The 14,770-nt window shown below is 58.6% G+C and carries 16 protein-coding genes; 5 read left to right on the forward strand and 11 right to left on the reverse strand.

The annotated features are described in order from the left end of the window. Positions 1-82: 82 nt before the first annotated feature. Positions 83-1,366, forward strand: a complete 1,284-nt coding sequence (locus ACLH1U_RS10215) for a YeaH/YhbH family protein (protein WP_012968476.1) — start codon at positions 83-85, stop codon at positions 1,364-1,366. A 460-nt stretch (positions 1,367-1,826) separates the two neighbouring features. On the opposite strand, the gene ACLH1U_RS10220 is transcribed toward ACLH1U_RS10215, so the two are convergent. Then, entirely contained in the window at positions 1,827-2,207 is a 381-nt protein-coding gene (locus ACLH1U_RS10220; RefSeq protein ID WP_285202976.1) for an antibiotic biosynthesis monooxygenase family protein, read from the reverse strand. A 55-nt stretch (positions 2,208-2,262) separates the two neighbouring features. Next, entirely contained in the window at positions 2,263-3,156 is an 894-nt protein-coding gene (locus tag ACLH1U_RS10225; RefSeq protein WP_411299245.1) for an NAD(P)/FAD-dependent oxidoreductase, read from the reverse strand. A gap of 119 nt (positions 3,157-3,275) precedes the next feature. Here ACLH1U_RS10225 and ACLH1U_RS10230 point away from each other — a divergent pair, with 119 nt between their 5' ends. Together ACLH1U_RS10230 and ACLH1U_RS10235 are read left to right on the forward strand one after the other, a co-directional pair. Continuing rightward, positions 3,276-3,935 (forward strand): TetR/AcrR family transcriptional regulator, encoded by a 660-nt coding sequence (locus ACLH1U_RS10230; protein ID WP_285202979.1) that lies wholly within the window; start codon positions 3,276-3,278, stop codon positions 3,933-3,935. A gap of 143 nt (positions 3,936-4,078) precedes the next feature. After that, positions 4,079-4,561: a glutathione peroxidase gene (locus ACLH1U_RS10235; protein ID WP_285202980.1), complete on the forward strand. Its 483-nt coding sequence runs from the start codon at positions 4,079-4,081 to the stop codon at positions 4,559-4,561. A 170-nt stretch (positions 4,562-4,731) separates the two neighbouring features. On the opposite strand, the gene ACLH1U_RS10240 is transcribed toward ACLH1U_RS10235, so the two are convergent. Together ACLH1U_RS10240 and ACLH1U_RS10245 are read right to left on the reverse strand one after the other, a co-directional pair. Beyond that, the gene (locus ACLH1U_RS10240) at positions 4,732-5,043 is read right to left on the reverse strand and encodes a hypothetical protein (RefSeq protein ID WP_285202981.1); all 312 of its coding nucleotides are present in this window, start codon (positions 5,041-5,043) and stop codon (positions 4,732-4,734) included. 62 nt (positions 5,044-5,105) lie between these two features. Beyond that, complete coding sequence (locus tag ACLH1U_RS10245; RefSeq protein WP_411299232.1) at positions 5,106-6,035, reverse strand: LysR family transcriptional regulator; 930 nt, start codon at positions 6,033-6,035, stop codon at positions 5,106-5,108. Between the two features lie 97 nt (positions 6,036-6,132). Between ACLH1U_RS10245 and ACLH1U_RS10250 the strand changes: the two genes are divergently transcribed. After that, the gene (locus ACLH1U_RS10250; RefSeq protein ID WP_285202984.1) at positions 6,133-7,185 is read left to right on the forward strand and encodes an SDR family oxidoreductase; all 1,053 of its coding nucleotides are present in this window, start codon (positions 6,133-6,135) and stop codon (positions 7,183-7,185) included. Between the two features lie 9 nt (positions 7,186-7,194). Here ACLH1U_RS10250 and ACLH1U_RS10255 read toward each other — a convergent pair whose 3' ends face one another. Beyond that, entirely contained in the window at positions 7,195-8,076 is an 882-nt protein-coding gene (locus ACLH1U_RS10255; RefSeq protein ID WP_032452499.1) for a LysR family transcriptional regulator, read from the reverse strand. Between the two features lie 175 nt (positions 8,077-8,251). Between ACLH1U_RS10255 and ACLH1U_RS10260 the strand changes: the two genes are divergently transcribed. After that, complete coding sequence (locus ACLH1U_RS10260; RefSeq protein WP_048297305.1) at positions 8,252-9,442, forward strand: MFS transporter; 1,191 nt, start codon at positions 8,252-8,254, stop codon at positions 9,440-9,442. On the opposite strand, the gene ACLH1U_RS10265 is transcribed toward ACLH1U_RS10260, so the two are convergent. The 6 genes from ACLH1U_RS10265 to ACLH1U_RS10290 all read right to left on the reverse strand — a co-directional run bounded on the left by ACLH1U_RS10265 (position 9,439) and on the right by ACLH1U_RS10290 (position 14,669). Continuing rightward, complete coding sequence (locus tag ACLH1U_RS10265; protein WP_072422042.1) at positions 9,439-10,455, reverse strand: C45 family autoproteolytic acyltransferase/hydolase; 1,017 nt, start codon at positions 10,453-10,455, stop codon at positions 9,439-9,441. The two genes, ACLH1U_RS10260 and ACLH1U_RS10265, sit on opposite strands and share 4 nt — an antisense overlap. A 21-nt stretch (positions 10,456-10,476) precedes the next feature. Next, entirely contained in the window at positions 10,477-11,199 is a 723-nt protein-coding gene (gene glnQ / locus ACLH1U_RS10270; RefSeq protein WP_048295788.1) for a glutamine ABC transporter ATP-binding protein GlnQ, read from the reverse strand. Between the two features lie 2 nt (positions 11,200-11,201). Beyond that, positions 11,202-11,858, reverse strand: a complete 657-nt coding sequence (gene glnP / locus ACLH1U_RS10275; protein ID WP_023289264.1) for a glutamine ABC transporter permease GlnP — start codon at positions 11,856-11,858, stop codon at positions 11,202-11,204. A 51-nt stretch (positions 11,859-11,909) separates the two neighbouring features. Beyond that, entirely contained in the window at positions 11,910-12,662 is a 753-nt protein-coding gene (gene glnH / locus ACLH1U_RS10280) for a glutamine ABC transporter substrate-binding protein GlnH (protein WP_101861471.1), read from the reverse strand. 127 nt (positions 12,663-12,789) lie between these two features. Then, positions 12,790-13,344 carry a carboxymuconolactone decarboxylase family protein gene (locus tag ACLH1U_RS10285; protein WP_171005034.1) on the reverse strand — a complete coding sequence of 185 codons (555 nt, stop codon included), beginning with the start codon at positions 13,342-13,344 and terminating at the stop codon, positions 12,790-12,792. Beyond that, positions 13,341-14,669 (reverse strand): aspartate aminotransferase family protein, encoded by a 1,329-nt coding sequence (locus ACLH1U_RS10290; protein WP_032454899.1) that lies wholly within the window; start codon positions 14,667-14,669, stop codon positions 13,341-13,343. The genes ACLH1U_RS10285 and ACLH1U_RS10290 overlap by 4 nt, the downstream gene beginning before the upstream one ends. Between the last annotated feature and the right edge of the window lie 101 nt (positions 14,670-14,770).

Consider the following 14,770-nt stretch of genomic DNA (forward strand, 5'->3'; position numbering starts at 1 on the left):
GTCCAGCCCGGCGGTGCGCCGCCGGGCCAACTGCAGCTGAATGATGATAAGTAAAGTTGGCTAATGCAGTACAGGAGGGCATATGACCTGGTTCATAGACCGACGCCTGAACGGGAAAAACAAAAGCGCCGTCAATCGTCAGCGCTTTTTGCGCCGTTATAAGGCGCAGATTAAACAGTCGATCTCCGAGGCCATCAACAAGCGCTCGGTGACTGATATTGAGAGCGGAGAATCCGTCTCGATCCCGACGGACGATATCAACGAGCCGATGTTTCATCAGGGTCGCGGCGGGCTGCGCAACCGCGTCCACCCGGGCAACGACCATTTCGTGCAAAACGACCGCATCGAACGCCCACAAGGGGGCGGCGGCGGCGGGGGCGGCGGTCAGGGGCAAGCCAGCGCCGATGGCGAAGGGAAGGATGAGTTTGTCTTCCAGATTTCGAAAGATGAGTACCTGGATCTGCTGTTCGAAGATCTCGCCCTGCCGAACCTGAAGAAAAATCAGCACCGGCAGCTGAACGAGTTTAAAACCCATCGCGCGGGCTTTACCTCTAACGGGGTGCCGGCCAACATCAGCGTGGTGCGTTCGCTGCAGAACTCGTTGGCCCGCCGGACGGCGATGACCGCCGGCAAGCGCCGTGAACTGCGCGCCCTGGAGGAGGATCTGGAGACCATCAGCCGCAGCGAACCGGTGCAGCTGCTGGAGGAGGAGCGCCTGCGCAAAGAGATTGCCGAGCTGCGGGCTAAAATTGAACGGGTGCCGTTTATCGACACCTTTGACTTACGCTACAAAAATTACGAAAAACGGCCGGAGCCCTCCAGCCAGGCGGTAATGTTCTGCCTGATGGACGTCTCAGGCTCGATGGACCAGGCCACCAAAGACATGGCCAAGCGCTTTTATATCCTGCTGTATTTGTTCCTCAGCCGGACCTATAAAAACGTCGATGTGGTCTACATCCGCCACCATACTCAGGCGAAAGAGGTGGATGAACACGAGTTCTTCTACTCTCAGGAGACCGGCGGCACCATCGTCTCCAGCGCCCTGAAGCTGATGGATGAAGTGGTGCAGGCGCGTTATGACCCGGCGCAGTGGAACATCTACGCCGCCCAGGCGTCGGATGGCGACAATTGGGCCGACGACTCCCCGCTGTGCCACGAACTGCTGGCGAAGAAAATTCTGCCGGTGGTGCGTTATTACAGCTATATCGAAATTACCCGCCGGGCGCATCAGACCCTGTGGCGCGAGTATGAACACCTGCAGGCGACCTTTGATAATTTCGCCATGCAGCATATCCGCGACCAGGAGGATATCTACCCGGTATTCCGCGAACTGTTTCACAAACAATCGTCTAAAAGTGAAGCGTAGTTAAATAAAATCAGCCAGTTAGCATAACTTCCTGGCTGATTTCCCTGTCCTGTAAGGCGCTTTATTAGCCGATGAATCAATGTCTTGAATATCATTGTGGGAAAGGACAAATAAGTCCCTCGCTAGTCTCTTCTTTCTGCCGTTTTTGCCCCCAGGATCCCGCTTCAACGCCTATTCGTGAGCAACTTTCCACAACGCAACCGATCCTGATTTGAATGCGGTGATGAAATGCTAAAACGAGCAAAAGTTTTCGCTTGGGTGTAGTCCCCGGTGTGCCAGAGCGGACGTTAAAAGCCTGTATTAGTCATCTATGTCAATGCTGGGCGAAAGCGATCCGTTTCTTTTTGGCTAGACAGCGATATCTCGTCAGAAAATCGATGACTCGGATGTCATTTTTCTCCGCTCAGCATCCATTTCCAGGCGGAGATAGCCGCCGTCGCACTTTGCCATCTTTCCGGCATCAGGCCGTACAGAACCCGGGGACGGTGACTTTCTGAAACAGGTGCGGGCTGGCCACGACGGATGAAGGATATGCCGGAAGTTTCGCGAGGAACGCGGGATCGGTGAAGGCGGCGCGCACCGCCTCAGTTGATTCCCACATCACATAGTTCAGGTAAGTCGGACTATCGCCGATCGCCCGATGCAGTTGCATGGAAATGAAGCCCGGTTGCTTCGTAATGACCCCGGCAGCCGCCCTGAAAGCGTCCAGGAAGCCCGCTTCGTCTGCGGGCTCGACGACCGTAAACAGGTTGATGAGCACAAGAGGCGCGGCCGCGATACCGAGTTGGCGGTCAAACGGAAATTTCTCGTCCAGAGGTTTGAATGGTTTTATGGCGGTCATGGCGGAGCTCCTGTCTGTTGTGAAATTGAAGTGGGTTGATCGATGCCGTTTTCACTCAAGCGAGCATCGACTGCTGGGCGAAGATACCCGCCATCGCGCCTTGCCATGTTGCCGTAGTGACCGAGGGCATTCCCGGGTTGGCGAGGTCGCCAGCGGCGTAAATGCCTGGCATGCTGGTTTCGCGGCGCTCGTCGGTCTTGAGGGCGATGCCAGTTGGCGTATTGACCGTGGCAAGTCCAAGGGTGCCATGAAGGTTTGCAGACGGCCTGGTACGCGGATGTGCGAAGAGGATATTGACGGCGACATCGGGGCCGGTCTCTAACCTGATGGTGGCGCTACGGCTCGCCTGACCGACGATTTCGATGATCCGTCCATCAACGAGGGGGACCTGGCGAGCCGCCAGATCGGCCCGTATGTCGGGGGCGATGTTGTGACCATTGCCGAAGACGGTCAATCTGTCGGTCCAGTCATGGAAGAGCCGGACCTGGTTGTGCGACTGGGGCCCGGACCACACGAGTCCCCAATGCTGGTCGGCAACTTCAAAGCCGTCGCAATAGGGGCACGGGATGACGGACGTCCCCCAACCTTCGACAAAACCAGGAATATCAGGCATCTGGTCAGCGACGCCATAGCTCAGGATCAGGCGACGCGCCCGCAGGCTTTCGCTATCGTCAGTGACGACGCAGAAATCGTCGATGGTGCCGGATACGCTCTCGGCTCGCGCAGTGACCAGGCTGATCGTTGAATAGCGCGCCAGTTGCTGCCGTGCTTCGTCCAGGATGTCCCGAGGCGGCTTATGATCGTGGCCAAGCACACCGTGCGAATGGCCGGCAAAGCGATTGCGCTGCCGGTCAGTATCGAGGACGGTAACTTTGCGGCGGGCACGGCCAAGCTGTAGGGCTGCGGCAAGGCCGGCAAAGCTTCCTCCGATGATGATGACGTCATTCATGGTGATGCGCTCCATATTTGGATGAAGGGAGAGAGGCTGGATCAGGGATATCTTGTACATTTACGATACTGCATGGTATCCTAATTACAAAATTAAGATACTGTCAAGGACTATATTTAATGACGCATAAAAACAGCCAGACCCGACGGGGCCGGCCCGTCAACGAGGCGCTTGGCCAGACCATCGTCGCCGCCGCCTCTGAACTCTTTCTGGAACTGGGATTTCAGGCGACGACGCTGGACAAGGTCGCCCAGCGAGCGAAGATATCTAAGCTCAGCATCTATCGGCACTTCGATAATAAAGAGGCGCTGTTCAGCGCGGCCATCATGGCCGGCTGCCATCAGTTTTTTGCACCACAGGCTCTTCTTGAAGGCGTTGAGGGTTCGGTTGAAGATCAGTTGATGGTGGTAGGAGCACTCCTGCTTCGTACGCTGTTGAGAGCAGACGTTCGTAGTGTCGAAGCCATGGTCATGGCCGACAAGACGCATCAAAGGTCATTAAGCAAACGCCATTATGAAGCTGGCCCCGCGCATGTCATCGCCCAAATCGAGGCGCTTTTGCATCAACTGCACGCCAAGACCCTTCTGAACGTGCCCGATCCTCACCAGTCCGCTCGTTTGTTTGCCGCACTTTTTAAAGGCTCCGACCTTCTGATGATCGCGCGCTTCGATGAGGCCAAAGCACAGGACGACAACGAAATAGAATCTTATTGTCGGTCGGCCGTCGCCATGTTTATCGCCGCGCACGGTGGCAACCAGAATAGGGATACACAAGGTTAATCTTGAAAATCTTCCGCAGAGGGAGCCACCCATGAAAGCTTTCTGCCAGACTTATGTCATGACCCACAAATTGCGAACCCAGGCGTCAATGCGCTGCGTGACGGCGTCGGCGTTGACTGGTTTCGACTCTCAGGAGCCTTGATATGACCCCCTTTTATCCCTTTACCGCCACCAGTCTGCGCGGACAGCCTCTCTCCATGGCTGACTATGCTGGCAAGGTGGTTCTGGTGGTGAATACGGCCAGCCATTGTGGCTTCACGCCGCAATATGCCGGCCTTGAAGCGCTCTACAAAAAGTACGCGGCTCAGGGGCTGGTTGTGCTTGGTTTCCCCTGCAACCAGTTTGGCAAGCAGGAACCCGGCGGTGCGGATGAAATCGAGCAGACCTGTCACGTTAACTACGGCGTGAGCTTCCCGATGTTTGAGAAAGTGGACGTCAACGGCCCTGCCGCGCACCCGCTGTTTCGCTATTTGAAACAAGCGCTGCCCGGCGTGCTCGGCGGACGGATCAAGTGGAATTTCACCAAGTTCCTCATCGGTCGCGACGGCATCCCCCTCAGGCGTTACGCGCCGTTCACGACGCCGGAGAAAATGGAAGCCGCCATTGTTACCGCACTAAAACGCTAAGTGTTCCTGTCATTCGACACACGCTGTTTTCGTGCCTGTCCCCCATCAAAGCGGACGTTGTACCGCTTCCCGCCATTGCGGGATGGCGGTACAAAAGGAGGACAACGTCACACTCTCCTGGCCAGCAACCGTCTGTTGCTGGCCTAACTTCCGCCTGCCCGGCCATCAGCCTACAGCGGCGACACGGCCTCAACTTCATGCTGAAACACGTAAGGGTCGGAGAGCAGTTCGAATACTTCGTCGTCCGGATAGGTGACCGCGACGTGATAGTCTTCGCCTGCGAAGGCTTTGACCGCCGCGAGATCCTGCCAGTAGGTGGCGAGAAAGAAATGCGCCCATTCGCCCTGGTTTTCCCGGCGTACCAGCGCGCCCCTGTTGCCGGAGATACCCCGGGCGTGCTCCACGCCGGTCTGCTCGAGGTGCCGGGCAAACCCCTCGGCATGTTGCAATGGCACACAGCCGTGCCAGGTCCTGACAATCATTTGCGTTCTCCTGTGGTGATAAACGTCTCACCTTAACATCAGGAGCCACCTGTAGGGGAGCGTCACGATACCGCGCACGGTTCTGAATCAGGTGGCCCCTCTCCCTCAGCCCCCGCGGTTATCTCGGGCAGTCGCGCCTCAATCAAAGCAATCACGCTTCTGACCCGCGGCGGAATAAAACGGGCATCGGGATAGACGGCATAGAGGAAGCGGTCCGGTAATCGCCAGTCGGCCAGGATCGGCGCCAGCCTTCCGGCCCTGAGGGCCCTGGCCGCCAGCGGTCGCTGCATCCCTCCGATGCCGATGCCGGATTCCAGCGCCTGTAACAGCGCATCGCTGGTGTTGGCCCGAAAAACGGTCTTAACCTGCACTTCTCTCGTCTCGTCTGCGGAAATTATCCGCAGCGGAGCATCACGCGGGAGGCCGCTAAACCGAACGTGTGGATACACCGCCAGGTCGTCCACGGACTGGACGGCGTAATGACCTGGTGCCGCAAAGAGCGCCGTTTCAATCCGCGCCAGAACCCGCGCAGCATGGGATGGCGGCGGCTCATGGCCGAGACGCAGCGCCACATCCACCCCTTCGGTAACCAGATCGGCGATCCGATCGTCGAGCGACAGCATCAGGTGCAGTTCAGGATACTGTTTCTGCAGCGCCAGCAGATGCGGCAGCAGAAGGCTGCCGAGACCGCTTGGCAGCTGGACATGCACCCGTCCCTGAAACTGAGGCTCCGCCGGGTTGAGCCGCCTTTCCGCCTCCTGCATGGCGTTCAGCACCCGCTGCATATCACGCCGGTAATGCTCCCCCTGCTCGGTAAGCATCATGGCCCGCGTCGTACGATGGAGTAACACCACGCCAAGCTCCTCTTCGAGCGCGGCGATCTGCTGACTGACGGCAGATTGCTTCATCCCGAGCTGCCGGGAAGCTGCGGAAAAGGAGCCGGCTTCGGCAACGCGCAGAAAGGTGGCGATGGCGGTGAGCTTATTATTCATTTAATGATTCTGCTGATAAGTGTCATCCGTTTCATGGGATAGGTGGCAAAAAAATAATCTAGCACACTGTGTCGGTCACCTTCCCAGGAGAAACGCCATGAACAAGACATCCTCTCAGGTCGCACTGGTCGCTGGCAGCAGCGGCATCGTTGGCCGCCAGCTGGTCAACACCCTGTTACGTCGTGGATGGGAGGTTATCGGCCTCAGCCACCGCGCCCTGTCGCAACCAGGGACGATCCCGATGATTCACGTCGATTTACGCGATGCCCGGCATAGCGCACAAGCGCTCCAGCCGCTGTCCACCGTGACCCACATTTTTTACAGTGCCTGGAGGAATGCCGGAAACTGGAGCGAGATGGTGGAACCGAACGTTACCATGCTGCGTAATCTGGTCAGTCACGTCGAGCAAAACGCCCCGCTGCAGGCGGTCAGCCTGATGCAAGGGTATAAAGTGTATGGCGCCCATCTTGGCCCTTTTAAAACACCGGCACGGGAAAGCGATCCCGGCGTACCCGGGGCTGAATTTAATGCCGCCCAGCTCGCGTGGCTCCGCCACTTTCAACAAGGCAAAGCCTGGCACTGGAGCGCTGTCCGGCCCGGCGTGGTGGGCAGCCCGGCGGCGGGTAACGCCATGAATCTTGCGTTGAGCATCGCGCTGTACGCATCGCTGTGCAAAGCCCTGGGCTTACCGCTGCGCTTTCCCGGCACGTTAACCACCTGGCACAGCATTGTCGATCATACTGACGCCGACCTGTTGGCGGAGGCCACGCTGTGGGCCGCCGCCTCACCGGCGGGGGAAAACGAGGCCTTCAACGTCAATAATGGTGATATCTGGCGCTGGTGCGAGCTGTGGCCGCGCATCGCGCAGTGGTTTGAACTGGAATGCGCCCCGCCGGTCAGGCTCTCATTTCATCAGTTATTCAGCGACTACCGTGCCGTCTGGCGCGAGCTGGCCGCAGAGCGGCTGGTGGAAGCGGACATTCTGCGCCTGAGCGACGGTGAGTTTGCCGATTTCGTGTTCGGCTGGCAGTACGATATGTTTGGCGATGGCAGTAAACTGCGCCGGGCTGGCTTCCTGCGAATGCAGGCCACAGACGAGATGTTTTTCAGCCTGTTTTCGCAACTGAGAACGGCGCGGGTGATCCCCTGAGCGTTAGCGTCAGGGCATCGCCAGCCGCTCTTGATGATCCGCAAAGAGAGCGATGAGATGGTCGGCGAGAACCCGCACGCGTCTTGACCCGGCCAGGTCGGAATGCATCACCAGCCAGAGGGTCTGATCCGCGCCGATCTCCGGCTGCAGGCACTGCAGGCCGCTGGCCCGCGCCATAAAGTGCGGCAGGACGCCCAGTCCGAGGCCCGCGGATACCGCGGAAACCTGGGCCACGAGCGTATTGGCTTCGACTTTACACGGCCGGCCGCGCAGGGTGCGCGTGATCCATTGGGCGGCCGGCAGGTGCTGGTGAGTTTCCGGCCACCCCACAAAGTCCGCCTCGCTCAGCGACAGGCCGTCCGCGCCGGGCAGATAGCCGGCGGCGCCATAGACGCCAAACCCCACTGTCCCCAGACGCTTTAACGTCAGATGCCCGGCCTCAGGCTTGACCATGCGGATCGCCAGATCGGCATCCCGACGGTGCAGGTTCACCGGCTGCACGCCGCTCAGCACCTCCACCCGCAGCTCGGGATATTGGTCCAGGAGCCCTTTCAGGGAGGGCAGAATAAAATGCGTGGCCAGGTTGTCCGCGGTGGCCAGGCGGACAACCCCGGCGACATGCCCCTGCAGTTGCGCCGCTTCGCCGAACGCCAGGCCTGCGTATTCCAGCGCCTCAGCCCGCGCGAGCAGGGCTTCGCCATCGTCGGTCAGGCGATAGCCGCTCTGATGGCGGCTGAAGAGCGGAACGTTCAACGCCTGCTCCAGCCGATCCAGCCGGCGGGAGACCGTGGCAATCCCCATGTTCATCTTGTCGGCGGCGCCGCTCAGCGTTCCCGCCCGGGCGATGGCGAGGAATATGCGCGCATCATCCCAGTTAAATTCTGCGGTCATCTATTTTCCATTTACGGAAAACGACTCTCCGTTTTCCGCTCTTTTTTATCAGTTTCGCAGGGATGATACTGCACGCCACTCGCGGAGACAACCAGGCCATCCGGTCGCCTGCTCGCTTCTCACCGGAACGTCCGCGCACCGCGCGGAACGCACCTTTCCTAAGGATACGCCTAATATGAAAGAGATTGCTTTACCCCTCCACCCGGCGCCGGCGCGCGTCTGGATAGCCGTCGTTGCGCTCGGGATCTGCGCCTTTTCGATCGTCACCAGCGAACTGGCGCCGGTGGGCATGCTCAGCGCCCTGGCGGCGGATTTTCACCAGACGGAATCCGGCATGGGCCTCGCCGTCACCGCCTATGGCTGGGTGGGCGCCCTGGCGGCTCTGCTTTCCGGCGCGATGCCGGCGCGTATTTCCCGCAAGGCGCTGCTGGTCGGGCTGATGCTGATCCTGGCGCTTTCCTGCCTCGCCGCAACCCGGTCTTATTCGATGTTCGCCCTGATGAGTGCCCGCATGATTGGCGCCCTGGCCCATGGCGCCTTCTGGGCCTTAATTGGCATCGTCGCCGCGCAGCTGGTGCCGCCGCACCGGCTGGGGCTGGCCACGGCGATCATTTTTGGCGGCGTGTCGGCGGCAAGCGTAGTGGGGGTACCGCTGGCGAGCTTTATCGCCACCCTGGCGGGCTGGCGACACGCGTTTATGGCGATGGCCTTGCTGTCACTGGCCGCCGCTGCGGCGCTGTGCTCGACGCTGCCCCCGCTGGCCGCCCCTGCCTCCGTCAGGCTGCGTGTTTATCGCGATATTTTCCGCAATCCGCTGCTCGGTGGCCTGTATGGCGCCACGGCCTGCATCATTACCGCTCACTTTGCCGCCTTCACCTACATTGAACCGCTGCTGATAAATCTGCAGGGAGTCCCGGCGACCGCCCTCTCCGGCCTGCTGCTGCTGTCAGGGGTTTCCGGGCTGCTGGGTAACGTTATCGCCGGTAAGCTTATCGATCGTCATCTGAAGGGGCTGATTTTCGCTGCGCTGCTGCTGAGCGGTGGCGCGCTGGCGATCCTTGGCGCCGCCCGTCTTGCGCCACTGCCGTTCTGTTTTAGCGGGCTACTGTTAGCCCTGTGGGGCGCCGGCATCGCGATTGTGTTCGTCGGCTTACAGACCTGGCTGCTGCGCAGCGCGGGCGCGGTCGCCCAGCCGGCGTCAGCCATTTACGTGGCCATTTTTAATGCCGCCATCGGCACCGGGGCGCTTGTCGGCGGCCAGCTGATCGCCTCAGCTGGCCTGTCGGGAATGGTGTGGCTGGCGGCGGGGATCATGGTGGGCAGTACGCTGCTGATCGCCCTGCTGAAAGCGCCCTCAGCCCGCTAAACGCTGCCCTGTAAAACCGCGTTTTCACGGTCCAGAGTGAAGACCTGCCACACGACGCGGGTCGCGCTCAAGGTAAAAATGGCCGTCGCCAGCGTATTTTCCTCATCCGGATCGTCGGGAGACAGCCGGTAAATCGGTAACAGCGGATCCTGCTGGTCGGAGAGCATCGCTTTCGCTGTCACGCCATCCAGCGGCGGGTTCGTCGTCAGCCACGCGTCCAGGCGCCGCTGGCGCGAACCGGAGCTCCCGGTCACGATCTGTTCAATGGCCGCAAGCTGGGGATGGATCAGATGGTTGGCATGCCCGCCGGTGGCGGACAACTCGAGCACCGAGCTGCCGGAGCCGGTGGCTTCCACGCTAAACAGACGGCTATCGCCCATCTGGCCCAGGGTGTGGTGAAACGCGCCCGCGCGCGGCGTGGCGCTCAGCAAAGTGACGGCTTCCTCTAAGGTGGCGGCGTTCAGCGATGCGCGGGCCACAATCTGGCGCGGCATGCCGTCCGGACGATGCACGGCGCGAATATTGTTGACCGTATTGACTATCCCCTTCTCATTCACCGCGAAGGTATGCCCGCACAGGGAGCCGGGATAGGCAAAGCTGGTGAAGGCGAGGCCCACCTCCGGGGTTACGCTGACGATGGCGCACTCTTCACGCAGCTGCGGGAAGCCGTCTTCATTGTGCGCAATGATCAACGCGCCCTCCGGGCTTCTCCCCGCCAGGGTGGTGCAGCCATCTGACGTCGAACGTACCAGATCGCCGCGACAGTTCCAGGCGAACACCTCATCCACCGGCGCCTGCAGCCCCTCCGCCATGCCCTCCAGCTCCTGCCAAATCAGCGGGAACTGCGCCTGCACGGCTGCGCGCATGCGCTGGGTCTGTTCCGCCGTTTTCAGGGCGGTTACGGTTTGCCACAGCGCCGTTTGCCTGATTTTAGTATGCCAGGCCTCACGACCAAACGCGCCAAGCTGCTGACCGACCGCATAGGCGGAACCACGGATTGCGATTGTTTTCATATTGTCATCATTCACTTATGTTCAGGATACGTGTTGCAAAAACTCTTGCAGACGCGGATTGCTGCTGGCCGTGAGCAGCGCCTCAGGTGAACCATCTTCGGCAATGGTGCCGCCATCAATAAAGATCAACCGGGAAGCCACCTCTCTGGCAAAGCCAATCTCATGGGTCACAATCACCATCGTCATGCCCTCTTCGGCCAGGGATCGCATGACCTTTAACACCTCATGCCGCAGTTCGGGATCGAGGGCGGATGTTGGCTCATCAAATAACATCATTTTGGGTTTCACCGCCAGGGCGCGCGCTATCGCCACGCGCTGCTGCTGACCGCCCGAGAGCTCTGCCGGATAGTGGTTGGCGCGTTCACGCAGCCCCACGCGGTCCAGCAACGCCAGCGCCTGCTCCCGCGCCGCGGCCTTACTCTGCTTGCGCACGCGAAGCGGACCGAACATAACATTCTCCAGGGCGGTCAGATGCGGGAATAAATGAAACTGTTGAAACACCATACCGGCTTCGCGACGAATATCACACTCATTCGCGTGCGGATCCGTAATGTGCATGCCCGCCACCAGCAGCGTTCCCGAAGAGATCTCCTCCAGCTTGTTAATGCAGCGCAGCAGGGTCGATTTTCCCGAACCGGAAGGGCCAATGATCACCACTACCTCGCCCGCTTCAATCTTTAAATTGATATCGTGCAGCACCTGAGTGGCGCCGAAGTTTTTCGCCACCGCGCTAAATTCAACCATGCTCATAAAATATGGATCCTTTTCTCAAGTTGTTTCAGCAGGAAGCTCAGGCACAATGTCAAAAACAGATAAATCATCGCCACCGCCGTCCACACCTCCAGCGCCCGAAAATTGCCGGCAATAATCTCTTGTCCCTGACGGGTTAATTCTGCCACGCCAATGACAATAAACAGCGAGGTATCTTTTATACTGATAATCCACTGATTGCCTAATGCCGGGATCATCCGCCGAAAAGCCAGCGGCATAATGACATGCCACAGGGTGCTGCGCGGCGATAATCCCATCGCCAGGCTGGCTTCTTTAAATCCTTTATTAATCGACAGAATCGCCCCCCGGGTGATCTCCGCTATATAAGCCCCGGAGTTAATCACAATGGTGATAATGGCGGCGGGAACCGGATCAATACGCACTGGCAACACCATCGGCAGGGCGAAGTAGATAAACATCACCTGCACCATAATTGGCGTCCCGCGGATGACTTCCACAAACACCAGCGATACCGTTTTGGATATTGTTCCGCCTAATGCGCGGCAGGTGCCGGCCAGCAAGCCAATGATTAATCCACCTAACAAGCCTGATAACGAAATAATCAGCGTCAGCTGCAAACCTTGCATCAGCAGCGGCAATGCATCCCAAATATAGCGACTGTCAAAATTCATGCTTCTACCCGTAAAGAAAATATGAGGTCGGATTGCTCCGACCTGGCAGGGTTATTTCGGCTGTTTAGCAAACCACTTTACGTAAATCTTGTCGTAGGTGCCATCGGCGCGCAGGGCCTGCAGGGCCTGGTTGACTTTTGGCGTCAGGCTGCTGTTTTTCTGCATCGCAAAGCCATACTGCTGTGGCAGAATGCTGTCCGTCTCACCGGTGGATTTGACCTTGCCGTTACCCGCCGTCTTCACGTAGTAAAGGACATTCGGTGAATCATGAACCACGGCATCGAGATTACCGGCCTGCAGGTCAAGGTAGGCGTTATCGATATTCGGGAACTCGATATAATTCGCTTTATATTTGCTTTTCATAAAGCTGGCTGCCGCTGTCCCCTGCTTAAGGCCGACTTTTTTCCCGGTCAAATCGCTGAATTTAACAATGGAGTTGTCGGTACTTTTCACGGCCATGAGCAGGTCGGCATTATAATATCCTTCGCTGAAGTCCACGACCTGCTTGCGCGCATCGGTAATCGTTATTCCCGCCATCGCCACATCCAGATTACGCGACTGCAGACCGGGGATCAGGCCGCCGAAATCCATTGGCCTTAATTCGTAGCTGATATGCATTTTATTCGCAATCGCGTCCCACAGATCGATATCAAAGCCGACATATTTATCGCCTTGTTTAAATTCAAATGGAACAAAGGCAGTATCGACACCCACCGTTATTTTATCTTCTGCTGCTGTCACAAAACTGGCTGAACAAATAACTAATGCCAGCGTCAGCTTTAATTTCTTAAATAATCCACTCATAATTACCCTCAGCGTCAGTGAAATAGCCTACAACGAACGTCATCCTGCGAAATATCTCGCCGGAAGAACCAATAATAAGAGCTGATATGCCGGGCGCAGTTTTATGCGCCCGAATAAAATCGATAACTTATTCAGAAAACAGAGCGTCAGAGGTATCCGGTACTGGCGTTTGCGCGCTGTTCATCACCATGGAGAGAAAACTGTAATAACCGTTTATTCCAATCAGATCCACCACGCCCTTCTCGCCCCATAACTCAATGGCTTGTTGCCAGGTCTCATCGCTGACCTTTTGCTGTTGATGCAGCTGCTGACAGAAGTCATAGATCGCCTGCTCATCGGGCCGCAGATCCGCGGGCCGGCGCCTTTCCTTAATCGCCTGCACCGCCGCGGCAGAGATCCCTTTCTCGCGGGCTATCGGCGCATGGATCGCCCACTCTACCGGCTGCGACCAGTGCCGCGCGGTCAGCAAAATCGCCAGTTCAGAAAGACGCTGGCCCAGCGCGCTGCGATAGCGCAGGTACTCCCCCATACGCTGGGCATGGGCCATCAGCTCGGGACTACGCAACAGCGGCTCAAAAGGCGGCAGTAAGGCGCCGCGCGGTCCGTTGATGATCTCTTCCGCTAACTGACGCTGCCGATCGTCCCATTCCTGTTCCGCCAGGGGCGGTAAACGATTGATCATAATTTCCCCGTCTCTTCGCGGATCACGCTGTTCAGGGTATCGACCACAAAATCGAGCTGCGCCGGGGTGATGATAAACGGCGGTGCAATCAGGATGTGGTCGCCAGACTGGCCATCGATCGTGCCGCCCATGGGATAGACCATCAGTCCGCGCGCCATACAGTTTGCTTTGATCGCGGCGTGCAGCTTCAGGGCAGGATCGAATGGCGTTTTGGCGTCTTTATCGCGCACCAGTTCGACCCCCGCAAACAGGCCGCGTCCGCGCGTATCACCGACATGCGGTAACTCCCCCAGCACCTCGCGCAGCGCCTTGTGCAGATAGGCGCCCTGCTGTTTGACGGCGTCCAGTAAATTATCGCGCGCGATCACCTGCTGCACCGCCAGGGCTGCCGACGCGGCGGTGGCATGACAAATGTAAGTGTGACCGTGCTGGAACAACCCGCTGCCCGCCTTCAGCGCGGAGACGATGGTCTCACTCGCCAGTACCGCCCCAATCGGCTGATAGCCTCCGCCGAGTCCCTTGGCGATGGTCACTAAATCGGGCACCACGTCGTCCTGTTCAAACGCATGCAGCGTCCCGGTCCGCCCCATACCGCACATCACCTCATCCGCGATGTACAGGATGCCGTATTTGTCGCACAGGCGGCGGACCCCTTGCAGATAGCCCGGCGTCGGCGGCGTGGCTCCCGTCGTCGCTCCCACCACGGTTTCCGCACAGAAACCGATGATCGTTTCCGGGCCGGCCTCAAGGATGGCTTGCTCCAGCTCATTGAGCAGACGTTCGGTATACTGTTGCTGGGTCTCGTCAGCCCGGCGATCGCGGTACTCATTGCAGGCGGAGACGCGGATAACATCCATTAATAAGGGGGCAAACTGGCGACGGCGCCATTCGTTACCGCCCACCGCCAGCGCGCCCAGCGTATTGCCATGATAGCTCTGTTGACGGGCGATAAAGCGGGTGCGCGATGGCTGGCCGATCTCCACAAAGTACTGCCGCGCCATCTTCAGCGCCGTCTCTACCGCCTCAGAACCGCCCGAGACAAAGTAGGCGTAGTTAAGCTCGCCGGGCGCCGTGCGGGTGAGATGTTCGGCAAGCTGCTCGACGGCATCGCTGGTGAAAAAGCTGGTATGCGCATAGGCCAGCCGATCGATCTGGCGGTGCATCGCCGCCAGCACATCAGGATGCGCGTGTCCGAGGCAGGAAACCGCCGCCCCGCCACAGGCATCAAGATACGGTTTTCCCTGGGCATCAAAGATATAGGCCCCTTGCGCACGTGAGGCCACCATCGGCGTGCTACGCAGGCTGCGGTGAATGACATGACTCATACTGGGTTCTGCTCCTGAATCCGCTACATTAATTGAGCGTATCTTGCAGGATCCATTTGGATCACGTCAACGAATTAAAGATATAAATGCATCCATTATAC

The sequence above is a fragment of the Klebsiella sp. 1SOBk5mer genome (assembly GCF_046603115.1).
GTDB classification, from domain to species: Bacteria; Pseudomonadota; Gammaproteobacteria; order Enterobacterales; family Enterobacteriaceae; genus Klebsiella; species Klebsiella quasipneumoniae.